The following is a 21,458-nucleotide window of genomic DNA, read 5'->3' on the forward strand; positions in this document are numbered from 1 at the left end:
AACAGCAGGATTTTTATTTTTGTTATACGTATGAAAATGATTACACAACAACCTATTGGTATTTTTGATTCTGGTATTGGAGGTACATCTATTTGGAAAGAAATCCATCAGCTACTGCCAAAAGAAAACACTATTTATTTATCAGATAGTAAAAATGCTCCATATGGTCAAAAATCAACACAACAAATAGTTAATTTATCAATAAAAAATACTGAATTTTTAATTGATAAAGGAGCCAAAATTATAGTTGTTGCTTGTAATACAGCTACTACTAATGCCATTGAATATCTAAGAGCTAATTATAAAATACCTTTTATTGGTATAGAACCTGCTATAAAACCAGCTTCATTACAAACTCAAACGGGTACTATTGGTATATTGGCTACTAAAGGAACCTTAAATAGTGCTTTGTTTGAAAAAACAACCTCAAGTTTAAATGATCAAATTAATATTATTGAACAAATAGGAGAAGGATTAGTTGAACTTATAGAAAATGGAAACATCTATTCTAATAAGATGACTTTATTATTAAAAAAGTACCTAACACCAATGCTAGATAAAAAATGTGACTATATTGTTTTAGGCTGTACTCACTATCCTTATTTATTACCTCAAATACAAAAAATTACGGGTAAAAATGTAAAGATTATTGACTCTGGCGAAGCTGTAGCCAGACAAGTTAAAAATGTTTTACTTCAACAAAATTTACTAAATAATAGTAATGAAGTTACCGAAAACACATTTTATATTAACAAAGAGGCTGATGTTTTAAAATCAATGTTGAAAGACTATAAAAATAGTACAATAAAATTCTTAAATTTTTAATACGTAAAACTTCCATTAATATTAGGACACGCAGCTGCTCTTCTTTTAGTACAGAATAGATTTACACCTAATGATAATTGATGAAAACCTCCATTTGAAAATACTACATCACCTGTTTGCTGTGTATAAGTATAAGCAAACATCCATTTTTTATAATTAACTCCAACTATTGGAGTTACGTATTGTGAATCTCCAAAGACATTTCCTCCAAAGCTCTTTCTATAAGATAAGGCAGCCCATATTTGAGTTGTATTTAGTGTTTTGTATACTTTAAAATTTATGTCTGCTATTTTTTCTTTAGTCTGTTCTTTGTATTGAAACATTAATGAGGGCTCAAATTGTAACTTTTCTTTATCACCAAAAAAGTATCCTCCTCCAAGAATATAATTTCTAAGATTATATGATTCAAAATCTGGGTTTAAATTGTTTTTTGCTGATAAGAAAATATTTTTTATGGTAAAATAAGATGACAGCCCATTTTTATGATATGCCATTCCGAAATCAGCATTAAAATAAAAATCACTTTCTATAACCTGACTTACTGTAGGATCGTTTATAAAAGCCCTTTGATCTCTTTCATTCTGAACCACAGAAAAAGACAATCCAAAAGATAACTGATTAAAAAGGTTTTCATTTCCCATATCTATATGATAAGCATAGGTACCTTGAACTCCCTTTTGTGAATGATATCCATTTTTATCATTAAAAAGAATTACTCCAACTCCTGTGTTAGAGTATTCTCCTAACTTTGTATGAAAACTTGCTGTTTGTAAAGCAGGAGCATCATCTACCCCTAACCATTGTTGACGTGCTGTTAATCTTATTTTCCCACAATCTCCTATACCTGCAGCTGCAGGATGTAATAAATATACATTATCTGACAAATAATCAGCATAAATTGGTAATGTTTCCTGTGCTGAAACATTATAAACTAAATTTAATAATAAAAAAAAAACAGAAACAATTATCTTCTTCATAATTTTTTAAAAACAAAAAGACAAATATAACTAAGAAATATTGCTTTTTTTGTTAAATTTTAAGAAACAAAATAACTATTATTCAAAAAACTATTTATATGTTTTTATGTCTAAAAATTGAAGGGCTTATTCCTTTAACTTCTTTAAATTTTCTATTAAAATTAGATAAATTATTGAATCCTGATTTATATGCTATTGAGCTAATTGGAAGGCTTTTGTCTGACACTAATAATTTACAAGCATTCTCTACACGCAATTCATTTAAAAAAGTAAAGTACGTTTTATTTGTTCTTTGTTTGAAATATCTGCAGAAAGCATTGGGAGTCATATTTGCTTTTTCTGCTATTTCATATAAATCTATATTTTTTTCAAAATTATTTATTGTAAAATCCATTACATCCCGCATTCTTTTTCCTTCATTATCTGTATATCTTTTAGGGTAGATAAAGCTAGCAAGCTCTATTGTATCAGAATCAACTAAAATTTTTAAAACTCTTAGTAAACCTATGAAACGATTAAGATTACTTGATTTTTGTAAACTTAATAAAATTCTTATAACTTTTTTTTTGTTATTTAAGAGTTTAAATCCTGATATAGATTTTTCAAAAAAAGGAATTAATTCTTTAAAGTCATCTAACTGGAAAAAACTCTTCCCAAAAGATTCTTTTGTAAAAAAAAGGGAAATCATAAAAGACTCTTTAATAACGGAAGCATCACTTTTAAAAACATGTGGTAAATTACCTCCTATAACTAAGACATCTCCAGATGAATATTTATTAACAGTATCACCAACAATTAAAGTTCCCTCTCCCTTCACTATTACACATAATTGTATTTCCTCATGCTGATGGAATTTATCATAAAAGAATTGTTCTTTATCCTCCTGATAGATCAAACCAATATTATGAGTTTTTGGTATTTTAAAGGGTAAAACTTTCATTAATAAAACTACTATTAGTATTCAAAAATATGCAAATACTACTAACAAATACTAATCAAAATAATTAATAAGGTAATATTATACCAGTATTAGGTAATTTGAAGCTAAGACAGTCACTTCTTCACTTATAACTTTGCCAAAAAAACAATACTAAAATGAGTATAAATTGGAACGGTGTAATGCCAGCAGTAACTACAAAGTTTACAAATGATGATGCCCTAGACTTAAACATGTTTGAAGTGAACATAAAAGCACAATTAGATGCTGGTGTACACGGCATAGTATTAGGCGGTACGCTAGGAGAAGCTAGTACTTTATCTGATGATGAAAAAAGGATATTAACCCAAACTACCGTAAAGCTTGTTAATAATAAAGTGCCTGTATTAATTAATATAGCTGAACAAACTACAAAAGCAGCCATAGAAGCAGCTCAAAAAGCTGAAGAAGATGGGGCAAAGGGTTTAATGATGCTTCCTCCCATGAGATACAAGTCTGGAGACAGAGAAACAGTAGAATACTTTAAAGCTGTAGCAAAAAACACTTCACTTCCAATTATGGTTTATAACAATCCTGTTGATTATAAGATTGAGGTTACACTAGATATGTTTGAAGAATTATTAAAACATGATAATATTGAAGCTGTAAAAGAGTCTACAAGAGACATTTCTAATGTAACTAGAATTAAGAACCGTTTTGGTAATCGATTAAAGATAATGACTGGTGTAGACACAATAGCTTTGGAAAGTTTATTAATGGGTGCAGATGGTTGGATTGCTGGTCTTGTTTGTGCTTTTCCTAAAGAAACAGTAGCTATTTATGAACTACAAAAAGCGGGGCGTATACAAGAAGCTTTAGAAATTTATCGTTGGTTTTTACCGTTGTTGGAATTAGATATAAACCCTAAATTAGTGCAAAACATTAAACTAGCAGAAGTAGCTACAGGTATCGGTACTGAAAACGTAAGAGCACCAAGGCTACCATTAATTGGTGAAGAGCGTAAACACGTTTTAAGCGTAATAGAAACAGGCTTAAAAAACAGACCAACTTTACCCAATTATAAAACTTTAGCTACTCACTAATTAACTCTTTGTCAATTTAAATATGATTACAGGAAAAAACTATATAGGAAATCAGTTATCGAATTTAGGAAGTACAACTTACAAAACATTTAACCCTGAATTAAACCAGGAAAATGAATATATTTTTACCGAAGCGACTCCAGAAGAGATTAATAATGCTGTCGATTTAGCTACAACAGCGTTTAAAGAATACCAAACTATTTCTGGTAAAAGAAAAGCTGAATTTTTAAATGCTATTGCTGATGAAATTTTAGCCTTAGGTACTAAATTGATACAAACATATTGTGCTGAATCTGGATTACCAGAAGGTCGTGCAAAAGGAGAACGAGGAAGAACTGTATTTCAATTACGCTCTTTCGCTGATTTAGTTGAAGAGGGCTCATGGGTAGAGGCTACCATCGACACTGCAATTCCTGATAGAGAACCAAGTCCTAAATCAGATTTACGTAAAATGAATATTCCTTTAGGTCCTGTAGTTGTTTTTGGCGCAAGTAATTTTCCTCTTGCCTATTCTACAGCAGGTGGAGATACTGCAGCTGCTTTAGCCGCTGGTTGTCCTGTGATAGTTAAGTCGCACCCAATGCATGCAGGTACGGGTGAACTTATAGCTTCAGCAATTATTAAAGCTGCTGAAAAAACTGAAATGCCTAATGGTGTTTTTTCTAACTTAAACTCTAGTGGTATTGAAGTAGGTCAGCAATTAGTAGCTCACCCTAAAGTAAAAGCTGTTGGCTTTACAGGTAGTATCCGCGGAGGAAGAGCTTTATTAGATTTAGCTGCAAAACGAGAGGAGCCGATTCCTGTATTTGCTGAAATGGGAAGTATTAACCCAGTTATTATGCTTCCAAAAGCATTACAAAATAGAAGTAAAAGCATAGCAAGTACTTATGCTAATTCTATTACGTTAGGTACAGGACAATTTTGTACGAATCCTGGATTGATCTTAGGAATAGAAAGCGATGGTTTAGATAATTTTATTAATTCTTTAGCTAAAAAAATTGTAGAAATCAATCCAACTTGTATGCTACATCCAAACATTGTTGGAGCATACGAGAGTAACAAATCTAAAGCTATTGCTCAAGAAGGATTAACTGTAGTTACTAACTATAAAGAGGAAACACAAGCCAACTATGCTTCTCAAATAGTTACAACTGTTAAAGGAAAAACATTTTTAGACAATCCTACTTTACACCAAGAAGTATTTGGCCCATATTCTATTGTGGTTCAATGTAAAAACGAAAAACAGTTAGAAGAAATAATTTCGAGCTTAGAAGGGCAACTTACAGGAACAGTTATTTCAGATGATAATGAAGTAGCTAACTACCCTACTATAGTTTCAGCTTTACAAAACAGGGTTGGAAGAATTATTTTTAACGGTGTTCCTACTGGTGTAGAAGTTTGTCCATCAATGGTTCATGGAGGTCCATACCCAGCATCAACAGACAGCAGATTCACAGCAGTAGGAATCAACTCTATTAAACGTTGGGTACGTCCATTTAGCTATCAAGACTGGCCTAATTATCTGCTTCCTCAAGAACTAAAAAACGAAAACCCTTTATATATTTTACGTTCTGTTAACGGTACACTAACAAAAGAGAAAATAGTATAATAAAATTTAATAATTTCTTTAGAAAACCTGTAAGTTCAAAACCTTACTTTTGGAGCATCTAAAGAAATTGAAATAAAGCCAGCTTCGTCTTTCCAAAATAGAAAAATTTGAAGGGTTTTTTCTACTACAGAATACAAGCTGGCAATTCAATTTAAGATGAAAAAAACTTTTTTTTGTGTAGATGCACACACTTGTGGTAATCCTGTGAGAGTTGTTGCAGGAGGTGGTCCTAACTTAATAGGAGCCAACATGAGCGAAAAACGTCAACACTTCCTTAGAGAGTATGATTGGATTCGTAAAGGTTTAATGTTTGAACCTCGTGGTCATGATATGATGAGTGGCTCAATCTTGTTCCCTCCTCACAACCCAAAAAATGATTTTGCTATTTTATTTATTGAAACTTCTGGATGTTTACCCATGTGTGGTCACGGAACAATTGGAACAATCACTATAGCAATTGAAGAAGGCTTAGTTACACCTAAAGTTCCAGGAAAGATTAGAATGGAAGCTCCTGCTGGCTTAGTTGAAATTGAATATCAGCAAACCGGAAAAAAAGTAGATTGGGTTCGTTTGACAAATGTAAAAAGTTATTTAGCAGCTGAAGAACTCACAGTAGATTGTCCAGATTTAGGAGAAATTACTTTCGATGTAGCTTATGGTGGAAATTATTATGCAATTGTAGATCCTCAAAAAAACTTTTCGGGTGTACACAATTTTACAGCATCTAAAATTATTCAATACTCTCAAGTTGTTCGAAATCGAATAAATGAAAAATATCCTGACATGTTTATTCATCCAGAGAATAAAACTATTAGAGACGTTACACATATGCTATGGACAGGTGATCCAATAAACCCAAGCTCATCAGGAAGAAATGCTGTATTTTATGGTGATAAAGCAATTGACAGAAGCCCTTGTGGTACTGGTACATCTGCTAGATTAGCTCAATTATTTACAAAGGGAAAATTACAAATTGAAGAAGACTTTATACATGAGAGCTTTATAGGTAGTAAGTTTATTGGTCGTGTAGAAAAAGAAACAACTTTAAATGGTAAACCAGCTATTATTCCCAGTATACAAGGATGGGCAAAAGTATATGGGTATAATAACATTATAATAGATGATAAAGATGACCCATATGCTTATGGTTTTCAAGTTATTTAAATCATTAATTTTAGGTTATTGGTAAAAAACAATTAATAAACAATTAAAACGTTACATTATTGAAAGATTGTATTATAATTGGTGGAGGAATTATAGGTTTATCTACTGCGTATTTCCTTCAAAAAGAAGGTCATAAAGTAACTGTTATAGATAAATCTAACTTTTCTTCGGGTGCTTCCTATGTTAATGCAGGTATTATAACACCTAGTCATATTATTTCACTAGCCGCACCAGGCATTATTAATAAAGGTATTAAATGGATGTTTAGCTCTACAAGTCCTTTTTCTATTAAACCTCAGTTAGATTATGACTTTTTTCAATGGGCATGGTTATTTAAAAAATCTGCTACACATAAAAAAGTTGCAACTTCTATTCCTATTATCAAAAATATTAATGTATTTAGTAAAGAGCTTTATGAGGAAATTAAAACTTCTAATGATTTTGATTTTCATTATCAACATAAAGGTTTATTAATGCATTATAAAACTGATAAAATAGGGGAAGAAGAGTGGAATATAGGAAAATTAGGCATAAAAGAAGGGTTAAAAGTAGAACATTTAACTAAAGAACAAACTCAAAAATTAGAGCCTAATATTAAACTAAATATTAAAGGTTCTATCTACTATCATTCAGATGCTCACATGACACCTAATGAGTACATGAACCAGTTAAAGCTATATTTAACACAAAATAATGTAACTTTTTTAGCTAACGAACAGGTTACTGATTTTCATATCAAAAACAATAAAATACAATATATCAATACTCTTAATGATACAATTACTGCAGATGAATTTATATTAGCAACTGGCTCATGGACACAAAGAATAGCTAAAAAACTTGGTATTAATATTCCTATTCAAGCAGGTAAAGGCTATCGGGTTAATGTAAAAGAGAATACGGGTATTACAATTCCTGCTATATTAACTGAGGCAAAAGTAGCTGTAACACCTATGAATGGTTTTACTCGTTTTGGTGGCACCATGGAAATTGCTGGTATTAACAATAAAATAAACCTAAAAAGAGTACATACAATTACTCAAGCCGCTAAACAATATTACGACAATTTACAAATTACAAAAAAAGACATTGATAATGTAGAGAGCGGACTCAGACCTTGCTCTCCAGATGGGTTACCATATATTGGTAAACTCTCAAAAATTAAAAATGTGACAGTAGCTACTGGTCATGCGATGATGGGATGGAGTCTAGGTCCAGCAACGGGTAAATTAGTTTCTGAAATCATAAGTAATAAAAAAACAAGTTTAGATATAAAACCGTTTAACATTGAACGTTTTTCTTAAAAAAGCTATTATGGTTAATGAAAGATTAAAAGCTTTACGTGACTTCATGTCTATTCAAAAGATTGATGCCTTTATAATTCCATCAACTGACCCTCATCAATCGGAATATGTGGCTGATCATTGGAAACTTCGTGAATACTTTTCTGGTTTTACAGGGTCTGCTGGAACTCTAATTGTCACAAAAGATAGAGCTGCTTTATGGACTGATTCTCGATATTTTTTACAGTTTGAAGAAGAGTGTAACACTTCTGAAGTACAACTACATAAACAATCTATTCCTCATGCTCCAGAACATGTAGCTTGGTTATGTAATTTACTGAATACAGAAACTTGTATTGGCTTAGACTTTAGGTTGTTTTCCATATCACAAATAAATTATTTAACATCACATACAACTTTAAAAAACATACAACTTAAAAATCAACCTAATTTTGCAAAAAATATATGGATAAATAGGCCTAGTTTACCTAATACACCTATTTACCATCATTCAATTAAATACAGTGGAGCTTCAACTTTATCAAAAATTAGAAAAATTCAGGAAAGGTTAAAAGATAAAAATGTAGATTTTTATTTCTTCTCATCATTAGATGAGATTGCCTGGTTATTTAACATTCGTTCTAGTGATGTTGACTATACCCCTTTGGTTACAGCTTATGCTCTTATAGGTAAACAAGATATTTATTTTTTTTGTGATAAAAAGAGATTTACACCCCAAGTTATTAATGATTTTGACGCTAATAATGTTTTTATAAAAAACTATGATGAAGTCATAACTTATCTGTCTGAAATAACTTATAATAAAAAAACCATAGTTGACTTTTCTACTTTAAATTATGAGTCTTTTGTTAATTTAAAAGGAACCCTTATTTCTGAAAAATCTTATGCTAAAACTCTTAAATCAGTTAAAAATATTACTGAGATTGAAGGTTCCAAAAAGTGTATGATCAAAGATGGAGTTGCTTTAACTAAGTTTTTTATTTGGCTTGAAAAAAAACTCTGTAAAAATGTTGTTTCTGAATATGAAATAGGACAAAAACTTAATTATTTTAGGCAACAACAAGATTTATATAAAGGTGAGTCATTTGCTACAATTGTAGGCTATAAAAAAAATGGAGCCATCATTCACTACACTGCTACTAAAGACAATTGTTTGCTTGTAAAAAATGAAAATATTTTATTGTTAGATAGTGGTGCCCAATATGAAGATGGAACTACTGATATTACCAGAACTATTTGGCTTGGAGGCACACCTTGTAAAAAAATAACAACAGCATACACAGCTGTTCTAAAAGGTTATATTGGACTTGAACAACTTGTTTTTCCTAGAGGAACAACAGGAGTACAATTAGATGCTTTTGCTAGAGCTCCATTATGGAAAAATGGATTAGATTACCCACATGGAACAGGACATGGTATTGGTAGTTTTGGTATGGTACACGAACCTGACCAAGGATTTGCTAGCACTACAGTAACTGAAAGAGGTACAAGTTCACATTTTGAAAACCAACTAACAACTATTGAACCAGGATTATATATTTCTAGAGAATTCGGTATTAGGATAGAAAATATAGTTCTTTCAAAAATACAAAAGACTTCTAGTTTTGGTATTTTTTTAGAGTTTGAACCACTAACACTATGCTATATTGATACCACATTAATTAATGCAAACTTACTTACTATTGATGAAAAAAACTGGTTAAATGCTTACCATAGTAAAGTTTACCAAACACTTTCTCCTTTCTTAACTAAAGAAGAAAATATTTGGCTAGCTAAAAAATGCACAAAAATTAATTAATATTTTGGGGTTTATCGAAGTATAAACCCTTTTTTCATTGGATCTTTTGGGTCTATTATAAAAGTTTGTACGGCTGTTATATATGCGGTTCCCTCAACTTGAGGAATTACAGCTTTAAATGCTCCATAATTTTCTTCGGAGATTACAGAACCTTTGAAAGTAGAACCTGTAATACTTTCAATACTCATTACTTGATTAAAATCTATTTCTTTCCTTGCTTTGTGAATTGCCATTCGCCCTGAAACACCTGATCCTGTAGGGCATCTATCTACTTCTCCTTCTGCAAAAACACATACATTTTTACTATCATTACCAGACATTTGTTTAGTATTATCAATAAATATAGTTCCGTATAAAAAGCTTAAATCATCCTCAAAAGGATGTAAAATTTCTTTGTCTTGCAACATTACTTCATTTTTAATAGCCATTCCTGCGTTTATTAAATTTCTATAGTTTCTTGCAGATAAATCAAAATCAAAATTATTTTTACACATGTCTACATATGCATAAAAAGCTCCACCATAAGCTAAATCATATGTAACTTCTCCTAGCCCTTTTACATTTACTGTACGGTCTAAGCCAACAACAAAACTAGGTACACAATGAAATTTTACACCTATTACTTCATTGTTTTTCACCTCTGTATAAGAAACAATTCTACCACAAGGGGCATCTATTTTCAATATATTCTCTCCTTCTACAACCTCTATCCATTTCATGTGTATTGCAAGAGTAGAGACTGCAATAATGGCATGACCACACATAGTTGAGTACCCTTCATTATGCAAAAAAATAATACCAAAATCTCCTTCATCATCATTTGGAGGCAATAAAATACATCCATACATATCTGCATGTCCTCTTGGTTCAAACATTAAAGCTGTTCGTAAATAATCATAATTTTCTTTACAAAATCGTCTATAATCTAAAACTGATTTCCCTTCTAAGTCTGGAAATCCTTTTATTATTACTCGTAACGGTTCTCCCCCAGTATGCATGTCGATAGTTTCTATCTGTATCCAATCTTTGGGAATAGTAAATGTTGTTTTTTGTATAATATTTTTATATGTTTTACTCCTATTCATTATATGTATTGTTTATAATAATAATTTGCCGCTATTAAATCTTCTAAAGCATGACCTACTGATTTAAAAAGTGTAATTTCTTCTTCTGATGTCCTAGCTAAAATGTTATTAGCACACAGCCTAAATAAATCTGCTTTAATATCTTTTTCTTCTATTATCCCTTGGTTTAATGGAATTACAATATCTCCACTCTCTTTAAGCCCTCCTTGAAAAGTATCCACAAAAACTGTTGATTTAAGTATAGCTGAGTTGTCAGCTTCTCTCATGTCTTTTTTGTAAGCTCCTACAAGATCTATATGTTGCCCTTTTTGTAATAAATCACCATTAATTAATGGCATTTTAGATAATGTTGCTGAAGATATAATCGCTACTTCCTTTATTTTTTCTTCTATTTTCTCTACTGGTACTACTTTTACAATATTACTATTACACTGCTTTGCTATTTTTTTCGCTTTTTCATAGTTTCTTCCCCAAACATATACCTTTTTTATTGGTCTAACTGTACAATGCGCTTTTATTAAATTAGTAGCTAAAGCTCCTGTACCTATCATTAATAATGAATCTGCGTTCTTTCTTGATAAAAAAGAAGATGCTAAAGCAGAAGCAGCCGCGGTTCTTTTTGCTGTTAAGCTTTTAGCATCTAAAACTGCTTTAATAGTTCCGTTTACAGAATTTAACAAAATATATGTTCCATGAATAGCTGGTAAGTTAAATTGATGATTCTCTGGACTAACGGTAACTATTTTTATTCCTGCTGTTTTTCCTGGGTTCCAAGCAGGCATTAAAAGTAAGGTTGAATCTTGAGTTGCTTTAGGATTTGTAAAATCATGATGGTGCCTTAAAGGTACTTGTACCTTGTTGTCCGAAAATGCTTTTTTAAGTTCATTTATTAACTCTTGAAAAGATGTATTACTTTCTATAAACTGATTATTAATTTGTACAATTTGTTCCATAGCTAAATGTACGTTTTTTAAAATCTTGCGATAGAATCTACCCTTAAACTACTTAATATTTGCACACTGTTAGATAAAATAGTATCAATTTAAAAAAATGAAAGCCTATAATTTTATACAAAATTATTTTATGAAGTTAATTCCTACTTTTCTTTTTACTTTTATTATTACTGTTTTACTTTCATGTAACACAAATAATAATAAATCTTTTAAAAGTAAACTACAAGAAGTTTTTCCTAATGCTAAAATTAATACTATAAAAACTGAAGATCATTTTATAGAGTCTTATCAAGTTATTTTAAATCAATTTTTGGATCATAAACATCCGGAAGAAGGTACTTTTAAGCAATATATTTACATATCACATAGTGACTATAATAACCCTACTATTTTGGTTACAGATGGGTATGCTTCCCATAATAGAACTACCGAATTAAGCAAGATTTTTAAGGGTAATCAAGTTATTGTAGAATACAGAATGTACGGAAAATCTAGACCTGATGAAATTCCTTGGAAATATCTAACAAATGATAATGCCACAAACGATTATCACTTTATTGTTGAGAAGTTAAAATCTTTGTACAAGAATAAATGGATTTCTACGGGTATTAGTAAAGGAGGAGAAACTGCATTAATTTATAAATATAATTTTCCTAATGATATTGATGTAACTGTGCCTTACGTAGCTCCTTTAATAAACGGTACAGAAGATATTAGAACTAACGATTTCATAAATACTATTAAGAATGAAACTTGTAGAGATAGAATTAAAACATTTCAACGTGCTATTTTACATAAAAGAAGCGATATAATTCCATTACTAAAAGAATATGCTACGACTAATGAGATTACTTTTAATGAAGTTCCTTTTAATGAAGTTTTAGAATATGCTGTATTAGAATTTCCTTTTTCTTTTTGGCAATGGGGAGATGGCAAGTGTGATAAAATACCTGAGAACAATGATGATATCAACGTATTATTTAACTTTTTAATAAAGAACTCTGATATTACTGTTTATAGTGATTGGGGATATAACTATTACCTTCCTTCCTTTTATCAACATATGACAGAATTAGGGTATTATGGATATGACTTAACACCTGTTAAAGATTTGCTTCAAGTGGTTACCTGTAGTTCTAATAAGCGTTTCGCTCCTAAAAATATTGACATAAGCTACAACCCAAATTATATTAAAAAAGTGCGCAATTATGTAGAAAATAAAGGGAATCGAATTTTATACATTTACGGCGAAAATGATCCTTGGTACGCTTGTGCTCCTATACCTAAAAAAGAGGTTGATGCCTTAAAAATGGTATTACCTAATGCAAATCATGCTACTAGAATAAGACATTTTTCTGACGAAAAACAAAAAATCATGTATGATAAATTACAAGCATGGTTAGGTAATACCATTACTATCTACCCCCTAAAAAAGTAGAGGGTAGATATCTTTGTTTTATACATAAACTTTATCTATAAATTTAGAACTTAACAATCTTGCTACCCCCATATAGCTAAGTGTAAACTTTACTTTATCACCTACTTTATATTTTGTATCTCCTGCTTCATTTTTATTCAACCCAACATCAATTACTAACATATCAGAAGTAATTCCCACAAAAGATATACTTTTATCCTCAACTTCAATATCATTTTTATCTACATCTAATAAACCAAAATCTAAAATTGCCTTGTACGATGTTTCTTGTACATCGTTTTCATCATAAGTAGATGTATGTCCAATACTTGCTTCACTTATAATGCCATCGGGAACTATTTTTTTCTTTTCCAACTCTATTACGTTAGCATAAAACTCAAATGTTTCTGTATGCAAATCTTTAAACTGCTTATTCTCTAACGGACTTACTCCAAAGAATGCAGCTTCTCCAATTCTAAAATGGTTTATATCTTTAGGAGCGACTCCATTTTCCACCAATGGTAACGTAATTGATGTACCGCCTGACACATATTTTAAATCCTTATTAAATTTAGCCGATATTAATTCTTTATATAACGATAATTGCAATAGCTTATCATAAGTAGGCTCTACTCCGTACATACATCCTAAATTTGAACCTATACCTATTACTTCAATATTCGGTAGATTGAATACTTTTTCATAAAACCCTAAAATATCATCTCTTTTTACTCCTTCTCTTAACTCACCCATTTCAATCATGATAATAATTTTATGAATTTTATTTTTCTTCTTCGCTGCTTCATTAAGTGACTCTATAGTAGATAAAGAGCTGTTTAAAGAAATATCTGCGTACTCTACCACATCATCTGCATAAATATTTGCTGGGGGTTTTATGTAAATAGTACGTAAATCTGGATTCACCTCTCTTAAGTTTCTTAAACTTGTTAATCTAGAATCTCCAATCGAGTTTATTTTTTCAGTTACATCCGGAGTTAAAATTGCTTTTAAAAATGTTTTATCTCCCGAGAAAACTTTTGTTACCAAGCTCCATTCGATATGATTTTTTTCAAAGAAATTACTTAGTTTTTTTATATTATCTTTTATTCTTTCAGAATATATAATTAATTCTGCCATAATTATTTTGTTATTATTCTTGGTAAATTCTCAGGAAGTCGTGTTAATAATTCATAATTAATTATTTGTATTGAATCGTTGAATGATGAAACTGTTATTTCAACATCACCTTGACTCCCTATTAATACAACCTCATCTCCTTTTTCAATAGTATCGGCATGTGTTATATCTACTGCCATCATATTCATATTAATGGTTCCTACTATTTTATGTCGTTGTCCTCTTATTAAAACTTTTCCTTTATTACTAAGAGAACGGCTATATCCTGAAGAATATCCAACTGGTATAATTGCTATTTTGGTTTCTTGGTTTGTAAAGTATGATGTGCCATAGCCAATAAACTGACCTGCTTTTATCGTTTTAACATCCATAACTTCTGTTTTCCAAGATATGATTCTTTTTAATGGATTTTCTACAATTTTTTCTTTGGTTAAATAATGAACCAATATCTCTTTTGTTGGAAAAAATCCAAATTGTAAAATACCAACTCTTACCAAGTCTAACCTTGTTGTTGGGTATCTAATTGTAGCTGCTGAACTTGCTAAATGGTAATTTGGATTGAATAAATCAAGTTCTTTTACTCTCTTTCTTACATTTTTAAATTTTTTCTTTTGATCGGTTATTCTCTTGTAATTTGATATACTTTCTGCTCCTGCTAAATGAGAACAAATTCCTTTAACATCAACAAACTCTTTATGTGTCTCAATATATTTAAGAACTTTTGTTGTTTCTTTTGGAACAAAGCCTGTTCTGTTCATTCCTGTTTCGATTTCTAAATGAATTTTAGCTCTTCTTTTTACTTTTTTTGCTGCTTCTATCGCTTTTTGTAGTCTATTTTCTTCAAAAACAAAAAACTCTATCTCATTTTCAATTGCCCATGGTAACTGGCTATTTTCAATCATTCCCATTATCATAATGGTTACATCTTCATAAGGTAGTGTTTTTTTTATATCAAAAGCCTCATTCGCATCAGAAACGCTAAAATGTCTTACTCCGTATTTGTATGCCAACATACAATAGGTTTTAATTCCATGACCGTAAGCATTTCCTTTTACTACAGATGAAAAAATAGTAGTATCTCCTATTATTTCACGTATAAAATTGATGTTATTTTTTATTGCTGATTCAGATAATTCTAAATAAGATGTATGAGTCATTATTGTTGAACTTCTTTTAAAATATTATAAAATAATTGTGCTCCTGTTACTGTTATATCATCAGGAAAATCATAATCTGGATTATGTAGTGCAGGAGTGTTTTTCCCAGCTCCTAGTCCAAACATAGCTCCTTTATATTGTTGTGTAAACAACCCGAAATCTTCGCCCCATTTAAACGGGCTATTTATTTCGTTAATTGATAAATTTAGTTGTTCCGCTACCTTTTTTATATACTCAACAGCTTCTTTGTTATTTTTATTTGCGTAAAACTCTTCAAACCAAGAAGTATTAATACTTAACTTTTCTTTTTCTTGAAGCTTTTGAAGTAATTGTTCGAGGTTATTCTGTTTTTCTTTCATTAAACGCGTACTCCAACTTCTTAATGTAAGATGTACTTCTCCATATCCTGCTGATACTCCATAGGCTTTTTCTCCCATTGTTACGTATATGGGAGTAGCTAAAAAGAAATCAGAATCTTCTGGTATATTTTTTGTTTCTTGTCTTACAAAATGAAGAATTTCAGCAATTGCATTAGCTGGGTTGTAGCCTTTTTCTGGCTCTGCTGCATGTGCTGTTTTTCCTTCCAAAGTAATTATAACACTTTTTACATTGCTAGTAAACTCATGTTCTTTTACAATTATTTCTTGTTTGGTAAAACCTGGTAAATTATGTAGCGCAAAAACATAATCTATATTAAGTTGTTTAAAATAAGTATCTTCTAAAATAGACTGCGCTCCTCTTCCATTTTCTTCTGAAGGTTGAAAAAGTAATACTACTTTTCCTTTAGACAACGGTTTTTCCGTAAGAAGCTTTGCTACTCCAAGTAAAATAGTTGTATGCCCATCATGTCCGCATTTGTGAGAGACTCCTTCATTTACAGATTTATGTTCGAAACTATTTATTTCTTGAATAGGCAACGCATCAATATCAGCCCTTAGCATAACTGTTTTCCCTTCTTTTTTTCCATTGAAGATTGCTAACAAACCTGTTTTAGCCACTGGTTGTATCTCACAAAATGTGTGTTCCTCTAAAAAAGTTTGTATTCTTTTTTTAGTTTCATATTCTTCTTCAGAAACTTCAGGAAACTTATGTAATTCTTTTCTTACCTTCTCTAAAGTATCCTTTAGGCTTTCCATGATTTTGGATTATTAATTAACTGAATTATTGAAAATACAATAGCTGATAATGTAATTCCGAAGAAATTCGCATCTAAGTCAAAAGGTAGTTTTACTTCAAAAACAATTAATAGTAAAGTGGTCAATCCTCCTGAAATCATTGCATAAAAAGCGGCAATTGGTGATGGTTTTTTTAGTAATAACGTTCCTAAAACAGGAACTAACAACCCTGATACCATAAAGGCATACGAATACAACATTAACTCTAATACATTTTGCATTTTTGTTGCCAATACAATAGCTAAGCCTCCTATTAAAAAGGTTATTAATTGTGAGTTTTTTATACTGATACTTTTCTTGAAATACCCAAAAATGTCTGTTGTTAAGTTTCCTGAAGCTGCCATTAAACAACTATCGGCTGTAGACATAATTGCCGAAAAATAAGCCGACATCATTAACCCCATTAAACCCACTGGTAAAATACTTCTCAGCAACAATGGAAGTCCCAATTCTGCATCCAATTCTACTCCTGGGGCATACCCTATACTAGCAAACATTCCTTGCTCATAGGCTACTCTTGAAAATAACCCTAAGGCAACTCCCATAAACGCCATTATTGGGTACTCAAAAAGTCCCGCTATTTTCCATGCTTTTTTTGCTGTTTTTTCATCTTTACAAGCATAAATTCGTTGGTATAAAGTCATTCCAACAAACCAAATAGGTACTATTGTGATTATCCAGTTAAACATATCAATAAACGAAACATTGGTTAGTGATAAAAAACTGGCTGGTAATATTTCTTTAATGCCACTCCACCCTCCTATTTCAGCATAACCGATAGGGATTCCAATTCCTATTAGCCCTATCATTAGAATTATCCACTGAATGGTATCTGTATAAATCACAGCTTTTATTCCTCCAATAACTGTATACACCACTGCAATGACTCCCATAATTAAAACTGCATTAGTAATAGATATAGAAGGAAATGTAGCGGATGCTAGTTTTGCTCCTGCTAAAATTTGTGAGCTTGTAAAACCTATGTACCCTATTAACGAAATAATTCCTGCCATTAGAGCGACTTTTGCATTGTAGTGAAAAGCTAATGACTCTGGAAACGTTAGAAAATGATGTTTTTTTGCTATTGGATATACTTTAGGGATTAAAAAAACGGCGCTTATCCAAGCACCTAATAACCCTGTAAAAAGCATCCAGCTACCGGAGAGTCCCATTAAAAAACCAAGACCTCCTAAGCCAATAGAAAAGCCCCCTCCAACATCAGTTGCAACAACAGATAACCCTATATGACCTGCTGACATGTTTCTTCCCCCTACATAGTAATCGTCTTTTGATTTGTTTTTATTCATGAAGTATACTCCTACTCCAAGCATAAAAACTAGATATAACACAAATATTAATAGATCAATAAAATGTATATCCATATCTTATTTTTCCTGCTCTAATAAAAACTGCTCTTTATACTGAGCCTTTTTTAATTGCTCCCTTCTGCTTACAGATGGTTTTGTGTACTCTTTTCTATCTCTTATTTCTTGTAAAACTTTTGTATTTCTATATTTTCTTCTGTAGCGTTTAATCGCTCTATCGATATTTTCACCTTCTTTTACTTGTATTATTAACATATTTAGATCTTTTTAAAATTATTATTTCTGTTTTTATGGATTAAACAAAGTCGAAACTAGCCTAAATAAGTTTGTAACACTTTAGTTCTCGATCTTTGTTTGAGTCTTCTAAGTCCTTTTTCTTTAATTTGGCGTACGCGCTCCCTTGTTAAGTCAAAAGTTTCTCCTATTTCAGTTAAACTCATAGGGCGGTAATCTTCTAAACCATAAAATAGCTTTATGATATCAGATTCTCTTGGAGATAATGTTTCTAAACTTCTACTAATTTCCAACTGTAAAGATTCTTGCATTAAATCTTTATCTGGCTTAGGAGCTTCTGAAGCTTTCATTACATCGTATAAATTTGATGTTTCTCCTTCTTTTAAAGGTGCATCCATAGAAATATGTCTTCCAGAGTTTTTCATTGACTGTTTTACATCTGAAACAGTCATATCTAAAACTTTAGCTATTTCTTCTGGAGTTGGCATTCGTTCATTACTTTGTTCAAGCTTAGAAACTGCTTTATTAATTTTACTAATGCTTCCTATTTTATTCAACGGTAAACGAACCACACGAGATTGTTCTGCTAAAGCTTGTAAAATAGACTGACGTATCCACCAAACGGCATACGATATAAACTTAAATCCACGCGTTTCATCAAAACGTCTTGCTGCTTTAACCAAACCTATATTTCCTTCATTAATTAAGTCAGAAAGGCGTAATCCTTGATTTTGATATTGTTTTGCCACCGACACTACAAAACGTAAGTTAGCATTTACCAAAGTTTCTAATGCTCTTTGGTCACCTGTTTTGATTTTTTGAGCTAACTCAACCTCTTCATCTGCAGTAATCAAATCAATCTTACCAATTTCTTGTAAGTACTTCTCAATAGATTTTGATTCTCTATTGGTAACTTGTTTTGTTATTTTTAACTGTCTCATATTATCTCTTTAGTCTCATTTCTAAATACGGAGTGGTAAATCCTAGCTTTTCGTACAAAAACTTTGCTGGATTATCTTTTTCTACATGTAAAGCAATATCTCCTTTACAGTTTTCTATAGCATGTGTCATTATTTTTCTTCCTACTCCTTTCCCTCTATATTCATTATGAGTGGCTATGTACACTAAAATGTTTTCTGGGATATACTCATCCATTCCAGTTTTATTTATTACCACTGCACCTATAATTTCACCTTTATCTTCTATCGTAAAAACATATCCACCTAATCCTGTTCGCTCTTTTGCTGCATAGTCTATTGCTTTACGAATTGCTGATTTTTCATCTCCATATTTTTCAAGATGTTTGTATAAAAAGTTAGTTACTCTTTCTATTTCTAGAGGGGTTATACGATTAAATGCATCGTAAGTTTTTATTGTCATAATTTGATTTTTATAAAAAAGAATAGGTATGTAATAATTGTAAGTTTCTTTAGTTTTTTCTACTGAAACTTAAATAGCAATAAATACAAAACCTATTTATTTTGGTATTTGTCTTTTAATGCGGAATACTTTTTAGAAAAGTGTACGATTATCTATAAACGGATACTCGTAAGGTCAAAAAAAACATTTTATAAATCTATTTTTTAACTGGTAAATAGTTCTACAAAGTGTTTTTAAATATATTAGAGAAACTTCTCACAAAGGAGGAGTTATTGTAAACTTAAATTAGAACCCTGGTGGGATAAACTTGTCCGATTGATTACGGAACACAAGGTAGTTGAATGTAAAAACTCGTTGATTTTTTTTCTCGTGTGTAGTATCTACCATATCGTACAAAGGTACGAATTTTATAGATAATTTCAAAACAGCTACTGTAAAAGAACCCTTTACAGTAGTTTATATAATTTAAATAAAAAAAACATGCTCAATGAAGTCTTTAATTTACTTAAACTTCAGGAAAATTTTCTATATAAAGTAAGGCTTCGAACTTTTCCTTTCAGCTAGTAAGTTTATCAAGTTCTCTTCCCAATTATATCGAGATGTAATAATACATAAGAAAAAAATTCTTCACATAAGGTTGTAAAAGCTCCATACAATTTTTTTTTGAATATTTGGTAAGCGTTTGACTTACTAAAAGTAAGTCAAACGCTTACCTTTCATAATTTTAAATAATTTACTTTTACCCTCAATTAATTTTAAATAAAAAAATAATGAAAAAATTACAGTATTTATCAATCAGTTTTATGCTATTTATAGCATTAACCTCATTTTATAATTGTCAAAGTAAAGAAGATGATTCATTAATGATTGATACTTCTACCAATTATGAAGAATTAAGAAATGATTTAAAAAATTATACAAACAATTTTAAAGAAGTTTTTAAATCAGAGGAAAGTATTAAAAACGAAATAAAAAAGCACTTAAGAACTAATAAAACGTACCTAAATAAATCTTATGACGATACAGAGATAGATGCTCACATTGAAATTATTGAAGTTAATGAAGATTTAGATAAGGTTTATGTTGAATTATCAAACCACTATGATAATTTAACTGAAACTTTTTTATTAGATTACTATAATGAGCTATCTAATTCATACGACCACGAATTATTGGATGTTATAAAAAAACACCAAAATAAACTAAATTCAAGTACTCTATCAGCAAATAACAAGAATGAAATTCAATTAATTTTAGATGGATCATTAATGGCTTTAAAGAATTTAGAAGATATATATATGCAAAATAAAAGGCTTAGTTCTAAAGGTGGTTTTTGGAATTGTATGAGACAAACTGGTGGTAAAAAAATAGGTAGAGGAATGGTAGCAGGAGCTTTAAGAGGGGGCTATGTTGGATTAGCTGGTGGTCCTTTAGGAGTAGCAGTAGGTGCAGCTAAAGGTGCAGTTGTTGGTGCTTTATTCGGTGCCTTTTGGGCAGCTGCAGATTGTTTACCTGCCATTCAAGAAAGTACAGAAATGCAAAAAGCTGTATTAACAGAATCCGATTTTATGAAAAGTGAAGATTTTATATTATCTAAAGAAACATTATTGTTATTAGCATCAACTAATCTTATAATTGAAAAACAAGGAAATTAGTTCCTCTTATGAAAAAAATGAAAAATATTCGTAAAAGTTTAGATATTATAGCAGGAACAATAATAATTTTCTGTTCTATTTATTTCGTCGATAAAGAATTATCAATAAATGTTATTTTAGAAGATTTAAAAAAACCACGGTTTTATTTTTTAATATTAAGTTCATTTTTTGTTTCAATCCTTATAAGGTATATTGTTTTAAAATCAATTAAAAAGAGGTAAGTATGATCAAAGATGATGTACTT

At 30.6% G+C, this 21,458-nt stretch carries 19 protein-coding genes; 8 read left to right on the forward strand and 11 right to left on the reverse strand.

Going from position 1 to position 21,458, the window contains the following annotated elements:
- The first annotated feature begins 36 nt into the window (after window positions 1–36).
- A complete protein-coding gene (murI, locus tag NH341_RS07690; protein WP_253056291.1) occupies window positions 37–825 on the forward strand; it encodes a glutamate racemase in 789 nt (262 codons plus the stop codon).
- On the opposite strand, the gene NH341_RS07695 is transcribed toward murI, so the two are convergent.
- Window positions 822–1,802, reverse strand: a complete 981-nt coding sequence (locus NH341_RS07695) for a type IX secretion system membrane protein PorP/SprF (protein WP_239179326.1) — start codon at window positions 1,800–1,802, stop codon at window positions 822–824. The two genes, murI and NH341_RS07695, sit on opposite strands and share 4 nt — an antisense overlap.
- Before the next feature lie 94 nt (window positions 1,803–1,896).
- A complete protein-coding gene (locus tag NH341_RS07700) occupies window positions 1,897–2,742 on the reverse strand; it encodes an AraC family transcriptional regulator (RefSeq protein ID WP_073181883.1) in 846 nt (281 codons plus the stop codon).
- A gap of 155 nt (window positions 2,743–2,897) precedes the next feature.
- Between NH341_RS07700 and NH341_RS07705 the strand changes: the two genes are divergently transcribed.
- From NH341_RS07705 to NH341_RS07725, 5 genes are all read left to right on the forward strand, one after another.
- On the forward strand, window positions 2,898–3,821 hold the full coding sequence (locus NH341_RS07705; RefSeq protein ID WP_073181885.1) for a dihydrodipicolinate synthase family protein: 924 nt from the start codon (window positions 2,898–2,900) through the stop codon (window positions 3,819–3,821).
- Window positions 3,822–3,843: 22 nt separating this feature from the next.
- Complete coding sequence (locus NH341_RS07710; protein WP_159493285.1) at window positions 3,844–5,430, forward strand: aldehyde dehydrogenase (NADP(+)); 1,587 nt, start codon at window positions 3,844–3,846, stop codon at window positions 5,428–5,430.
- A 156-nt stretch (window positions 5,431–5,586) separates the two neighbouring features.
- Complete coding sequence (locus NH341_RS07715) at window positions 5,587–6,594, forward strand: 4-hydroxyproline epimerase (RefSeq protein ID WP_047788642.1); 1,008 nt, start codon at window positions 5,587–5,589, stop codon at window positions 6,592–6,594.
- 59 nt (window positions 6,595–6,653) lie between these two features.
- Window positions 6,654–7,898, forward strand: a complete 1,245-nt coding sequence (locus NH341_RS07720; RefSeq protein ID WP_159493284.1) for an FAD-binding oxidoreductase — start codon at window positions 6,654–6,656, stop codon at window positions 7,896–7,898.
- Between the two features lie 10 nt (window positions 7,899–7,908).
- Window positions 7,909–9,696 carry an aminopeptidase P family protein gene (locus NH341_RS07725; protein WP_253056293.1) on the forward strand — a complete coding sequence of 596 codons (1,788 nt, stop codon included), beginning with the start codon at window positions 7,909–7,911 and terminating at the stop codon, window positions 9,694–9,696.
- A gap of 11 nt (window positions 9,697–9,707) precedes the next feature.
- Here NH341_RS07725 and NH341_RS07730 read toward each other — a convergent pair whose 3' ends face one another.
- Window positions 9,708–10,781 (reverse strand): proline racemase family protein, encoded by a 1,074-nt coding sequence (locus NH341_RS07730; RefSeq protein WP_159614087.1) that lies wholly within the window; start codon window positions 10,779–10,781, stop codon window positions 9,708–9,710.
- On the reverse strand, window positions 10,781–11,734 hold the full coding sequence (locus NH341_RS07735) for an ornithine cyclodeaminase family protein (protein ID WP_159614089.1): 954 nt from the start codon (window positions 11,732–11,734) through the stop codon (window positions 10,781–10,783). Before NH341_RS07735 ends, NH341_RS07730 begins: the two co-directional genes overlap by 1 nt.
- A 130-nt stretch (window positions 11,735–11,864) precedes the next feature.
- Here NH341_RS07735 and NH341_RS07740 point away from each other — a divergent pair, with 130 nt between their 5' ends.
- Window positions 11,865–13,172, forward strand: coding sequence for a S28 family serine protease (locus tag NH341_RS07740; RefSeq protein ID WP_173360547.1), 1,308 nt, complete (start codon window positions 11,865–11,867; stop codon window positions 13,170–13,172).
- An 18-nt stretch (window positions 13,173–13,190) separates the two neighbouring features.
- On the opposite strand, the gene NH341_RS07745 is transcribed toward NH341_RS07740, so the two are convergent.
- The 7 genes from NH341_RS07745 to NH341_RS07775 form a co-directional block, all read right to left on the reverse strand.
- Window positions 13,191–14,288 carry an alanine racemase gene (locus tag NH341_RS07745; RefSeq protein ID WP_047788646.1) on the reverse strand — a complete coding sequence of 366 codons (1,098 nt, stop codon included), beginning with the start codon at window positions 14,286–14,288 and terminating at the stop codon, window positions 13,191–13,193.
- A 2-nt stretch (window positions 14,289–14,290) separates the two neighbouring features.
- Window positions 14,291–15,445: an alanine racemase gene (gene alr, locus NH341_RS07750; protein WP_159493279.1), complete on the reverse strand. Its 1,155-nt coding sequence runs from the start codon at window positions 15,443–15,445 to the stop codon at window positions 14,291–14,293.
- Window positions 15,445–16,581 (reverse strand): amidohydrolase, encoded by a 1,137-nt coding sequence (locus NH341_RS07755; protein ID WP_047788648.1) that lies wholly within the window; start codon window positions 16,579–16,581, stop codon window positions 15,445–15,447. Before NH341_RS07755 ends, alr begins: the two co-directional genes overlap by 1 nt.
- Entirely contained in the window at window positions 16,569–17,927 is a 1,359-nt protein-coding gene (locus NH341_RS07760; RefSeq protein WP_253056295.1) for a sodium:solute symporter, read from the reverse strand. The genes NH341_RS07755 and NH341_RS07760 overlap by 13 nt, the downstream gene beginning before the upstream one ends.
- 78 nt (window positions 17,928–18,005) lie before the next feature.
- Window positions 18,006–18,200 (reverse strand): 30S ribosomal protein S21, encoded by a 195-nt coding sequence (gene rpsU / locus NH341_RS07765; RefSeq protein ID WP_073181894.1) that lies wholly within the window; start codon window positions 18,198–18,200, stop codon window positions 18,006–18,008.
- Between the two features lie 56 nt (window positions 18,201–18,256).
- Entirely contained in the window at window positions 18,257–19,120 is an 864-nt protein-coding gene (locus NH341_RS07770; protein ID WP_047788651.1) for an RNA polymerase sigma factor RpoD/SigA, read from the reverse strand.
- Between the two features lies 1 nt (window position 19,121).
- Complete coding sequence (locus NH341_RS07775; protein ID WP_083574767.1) at window positions 19,122–19,559, reverse strand: GNAT family N-acetyltransferase; 438 nt, start codon at window positions 19,557–19,559, stop codon at window positions 19,122–19,124.
- A gap of 770 nt (window positions 19,560–20,329) precedes the next feature.
- Between NH341_RS07775 and NH341_RS07780 the strand changes: the two genes are divergently transcribed.
- Window positions 20,330–21,214 carry a glycine zipper family protein gene (locus NH341_RS07780; protein ID WP_253056297.1) on the forward strand — a complete coding sequence of 295 codons (885 nt, stop codon included), beginning with the start codon at window positions 20,330–20,332 and terminating at the stop codon, window positions 21,212–21,214.
- Window positions 21,215–21,458 lie beyond the last annotated feature (244 nt).

The organism is Tenacibaculum sp. XPcli2-G (genome assembly GCF_024124505.1).
Lineage (GTDB): Bacteria > Bacteroidota > Bacteroidia > Flavobacteriales > Flavobacteriaceae > Polaribacter > Polaribacter mesophilus.

Bases quoted from the DNA above. Each gene is read 5' to 3' on its own strand.
- murI (WP_253056291.1), top strand. From the start codon at position 37: ATGATTACACAACAACCTATTGGTATTTTTGATTCTGGTATTGGAGGT.
- NH341_RS07695 (WP_239179326.1), bottom strand. From the start codon at position 1,802: ATGAAGAAGATAATTGTTTCTGTTTTTTTTTTATTATTAAATTTAGTT.
- NH341_RS07700 (WP_073181883.1), bottom strand. From the start codon at position 2,742: ATGAAAGTTTTACCCTTTAAAATACCAAAAACTCATAATATTGGTTTG.
- NH341_RS07705 (WP_073181885.1), top strand. From the start codon at position 2,898: ATGAGTATAAATTGGAACGGTGTAATGCCAGCAGTAACTACAAAGTTT.
- NH341_RS07710 (WP_159493285.1), top strand. From the start codon at position 3,844: ATGATTACAGGAAAAAACTATATAGGAAATCAGTTATCGAATTTAGGA.
- NH341_RS07715 (WP_047788642.1), top strand. From the start codon at position 5,587: ATGAAAAAAACTTTTTTTTGTGTAGATGCACACACTTGTGGTAATCCT.
- NH341_RS07725 (WP_253056293.1), top strand. From the start codon at position 7,909: ATGGTTAATGAAAGATTAAAAGCTTTACGTGACTTCATGTCTATTCAA.
- NH341_RS07730 (WP_159614087.1), bottom strand. From the start codon at position 10,781: ATGAATAGGAGTAAAACATATAAAAATATTATACAAAAAACAACATTT.
- NH341_RS07735 (WP_159614089.1), bottom strand. From the start codon at position 11,734: ATGGAACAAATTGTACAAATTAATAATCAGTTTATAGAAAGTAATACA.
- NH341_RS07740 (WP_173360547.1), top strand. From the start codon at position 11,865: ATGAAGTTAATTCCTACTTTTCTTTTTACTTTTATTATTACTGTTTTA.
- NH341_RS07745 (WP_047788646.1), bottom strand. From the start codon at position 14,288: ATGGCAGAATTAATTATATATTCTGAAAGAATAAAAGATAATATAAAA.
- alr (WP_159493279.1), bottom strand. From the start codon at position 15,445: ATGACTCATACATCTTATTTAGAATTATCTGAATCAGCAATAAAAAAT.
- NH341_RS07755 (WP_047788648.1), bottom strand. From the start codon at position 16,581: ATGGAAAGCCTAAAGGATACTTTAGAGAAGGTAAGAAAAGAATTACAT.
- NH341_RS07760 (WP_253056295.1), bottom strand. From the start codon at position 17,927: ATGAATAAAAACAAATCAAAAGACGATTACTATGTAGGGGGAAGAAAC.
- rpsU (WP_073181894.1), bottom strand. From the start codon at position 18,200: ATGTTAATAATACAAGTAAAAGAAGGTGAAAATATCGATAGAGCGATT.
- NH341_RS07770 (WP_047788651.1), bottom strand. From the start codon at position 19,120: ATGAGACAGTTAAAAATAACAAAACAAGTTACCAATAGAGAATCAAAA.
- NH341_RS07775 (WP_083574767.1), bottom strand. From the start codon at position 19,559: ATGACAATAAAAACTTACGATGCATTTAATCGTATAACCCCTCTAGAA.
- NH341_RS07780 (WP_253056297.1), top strand. From the start codon at position 20,330: ATGAAAAAATTACAGTATTTATCAATCAGTTTTATGCTATTTATAGCA.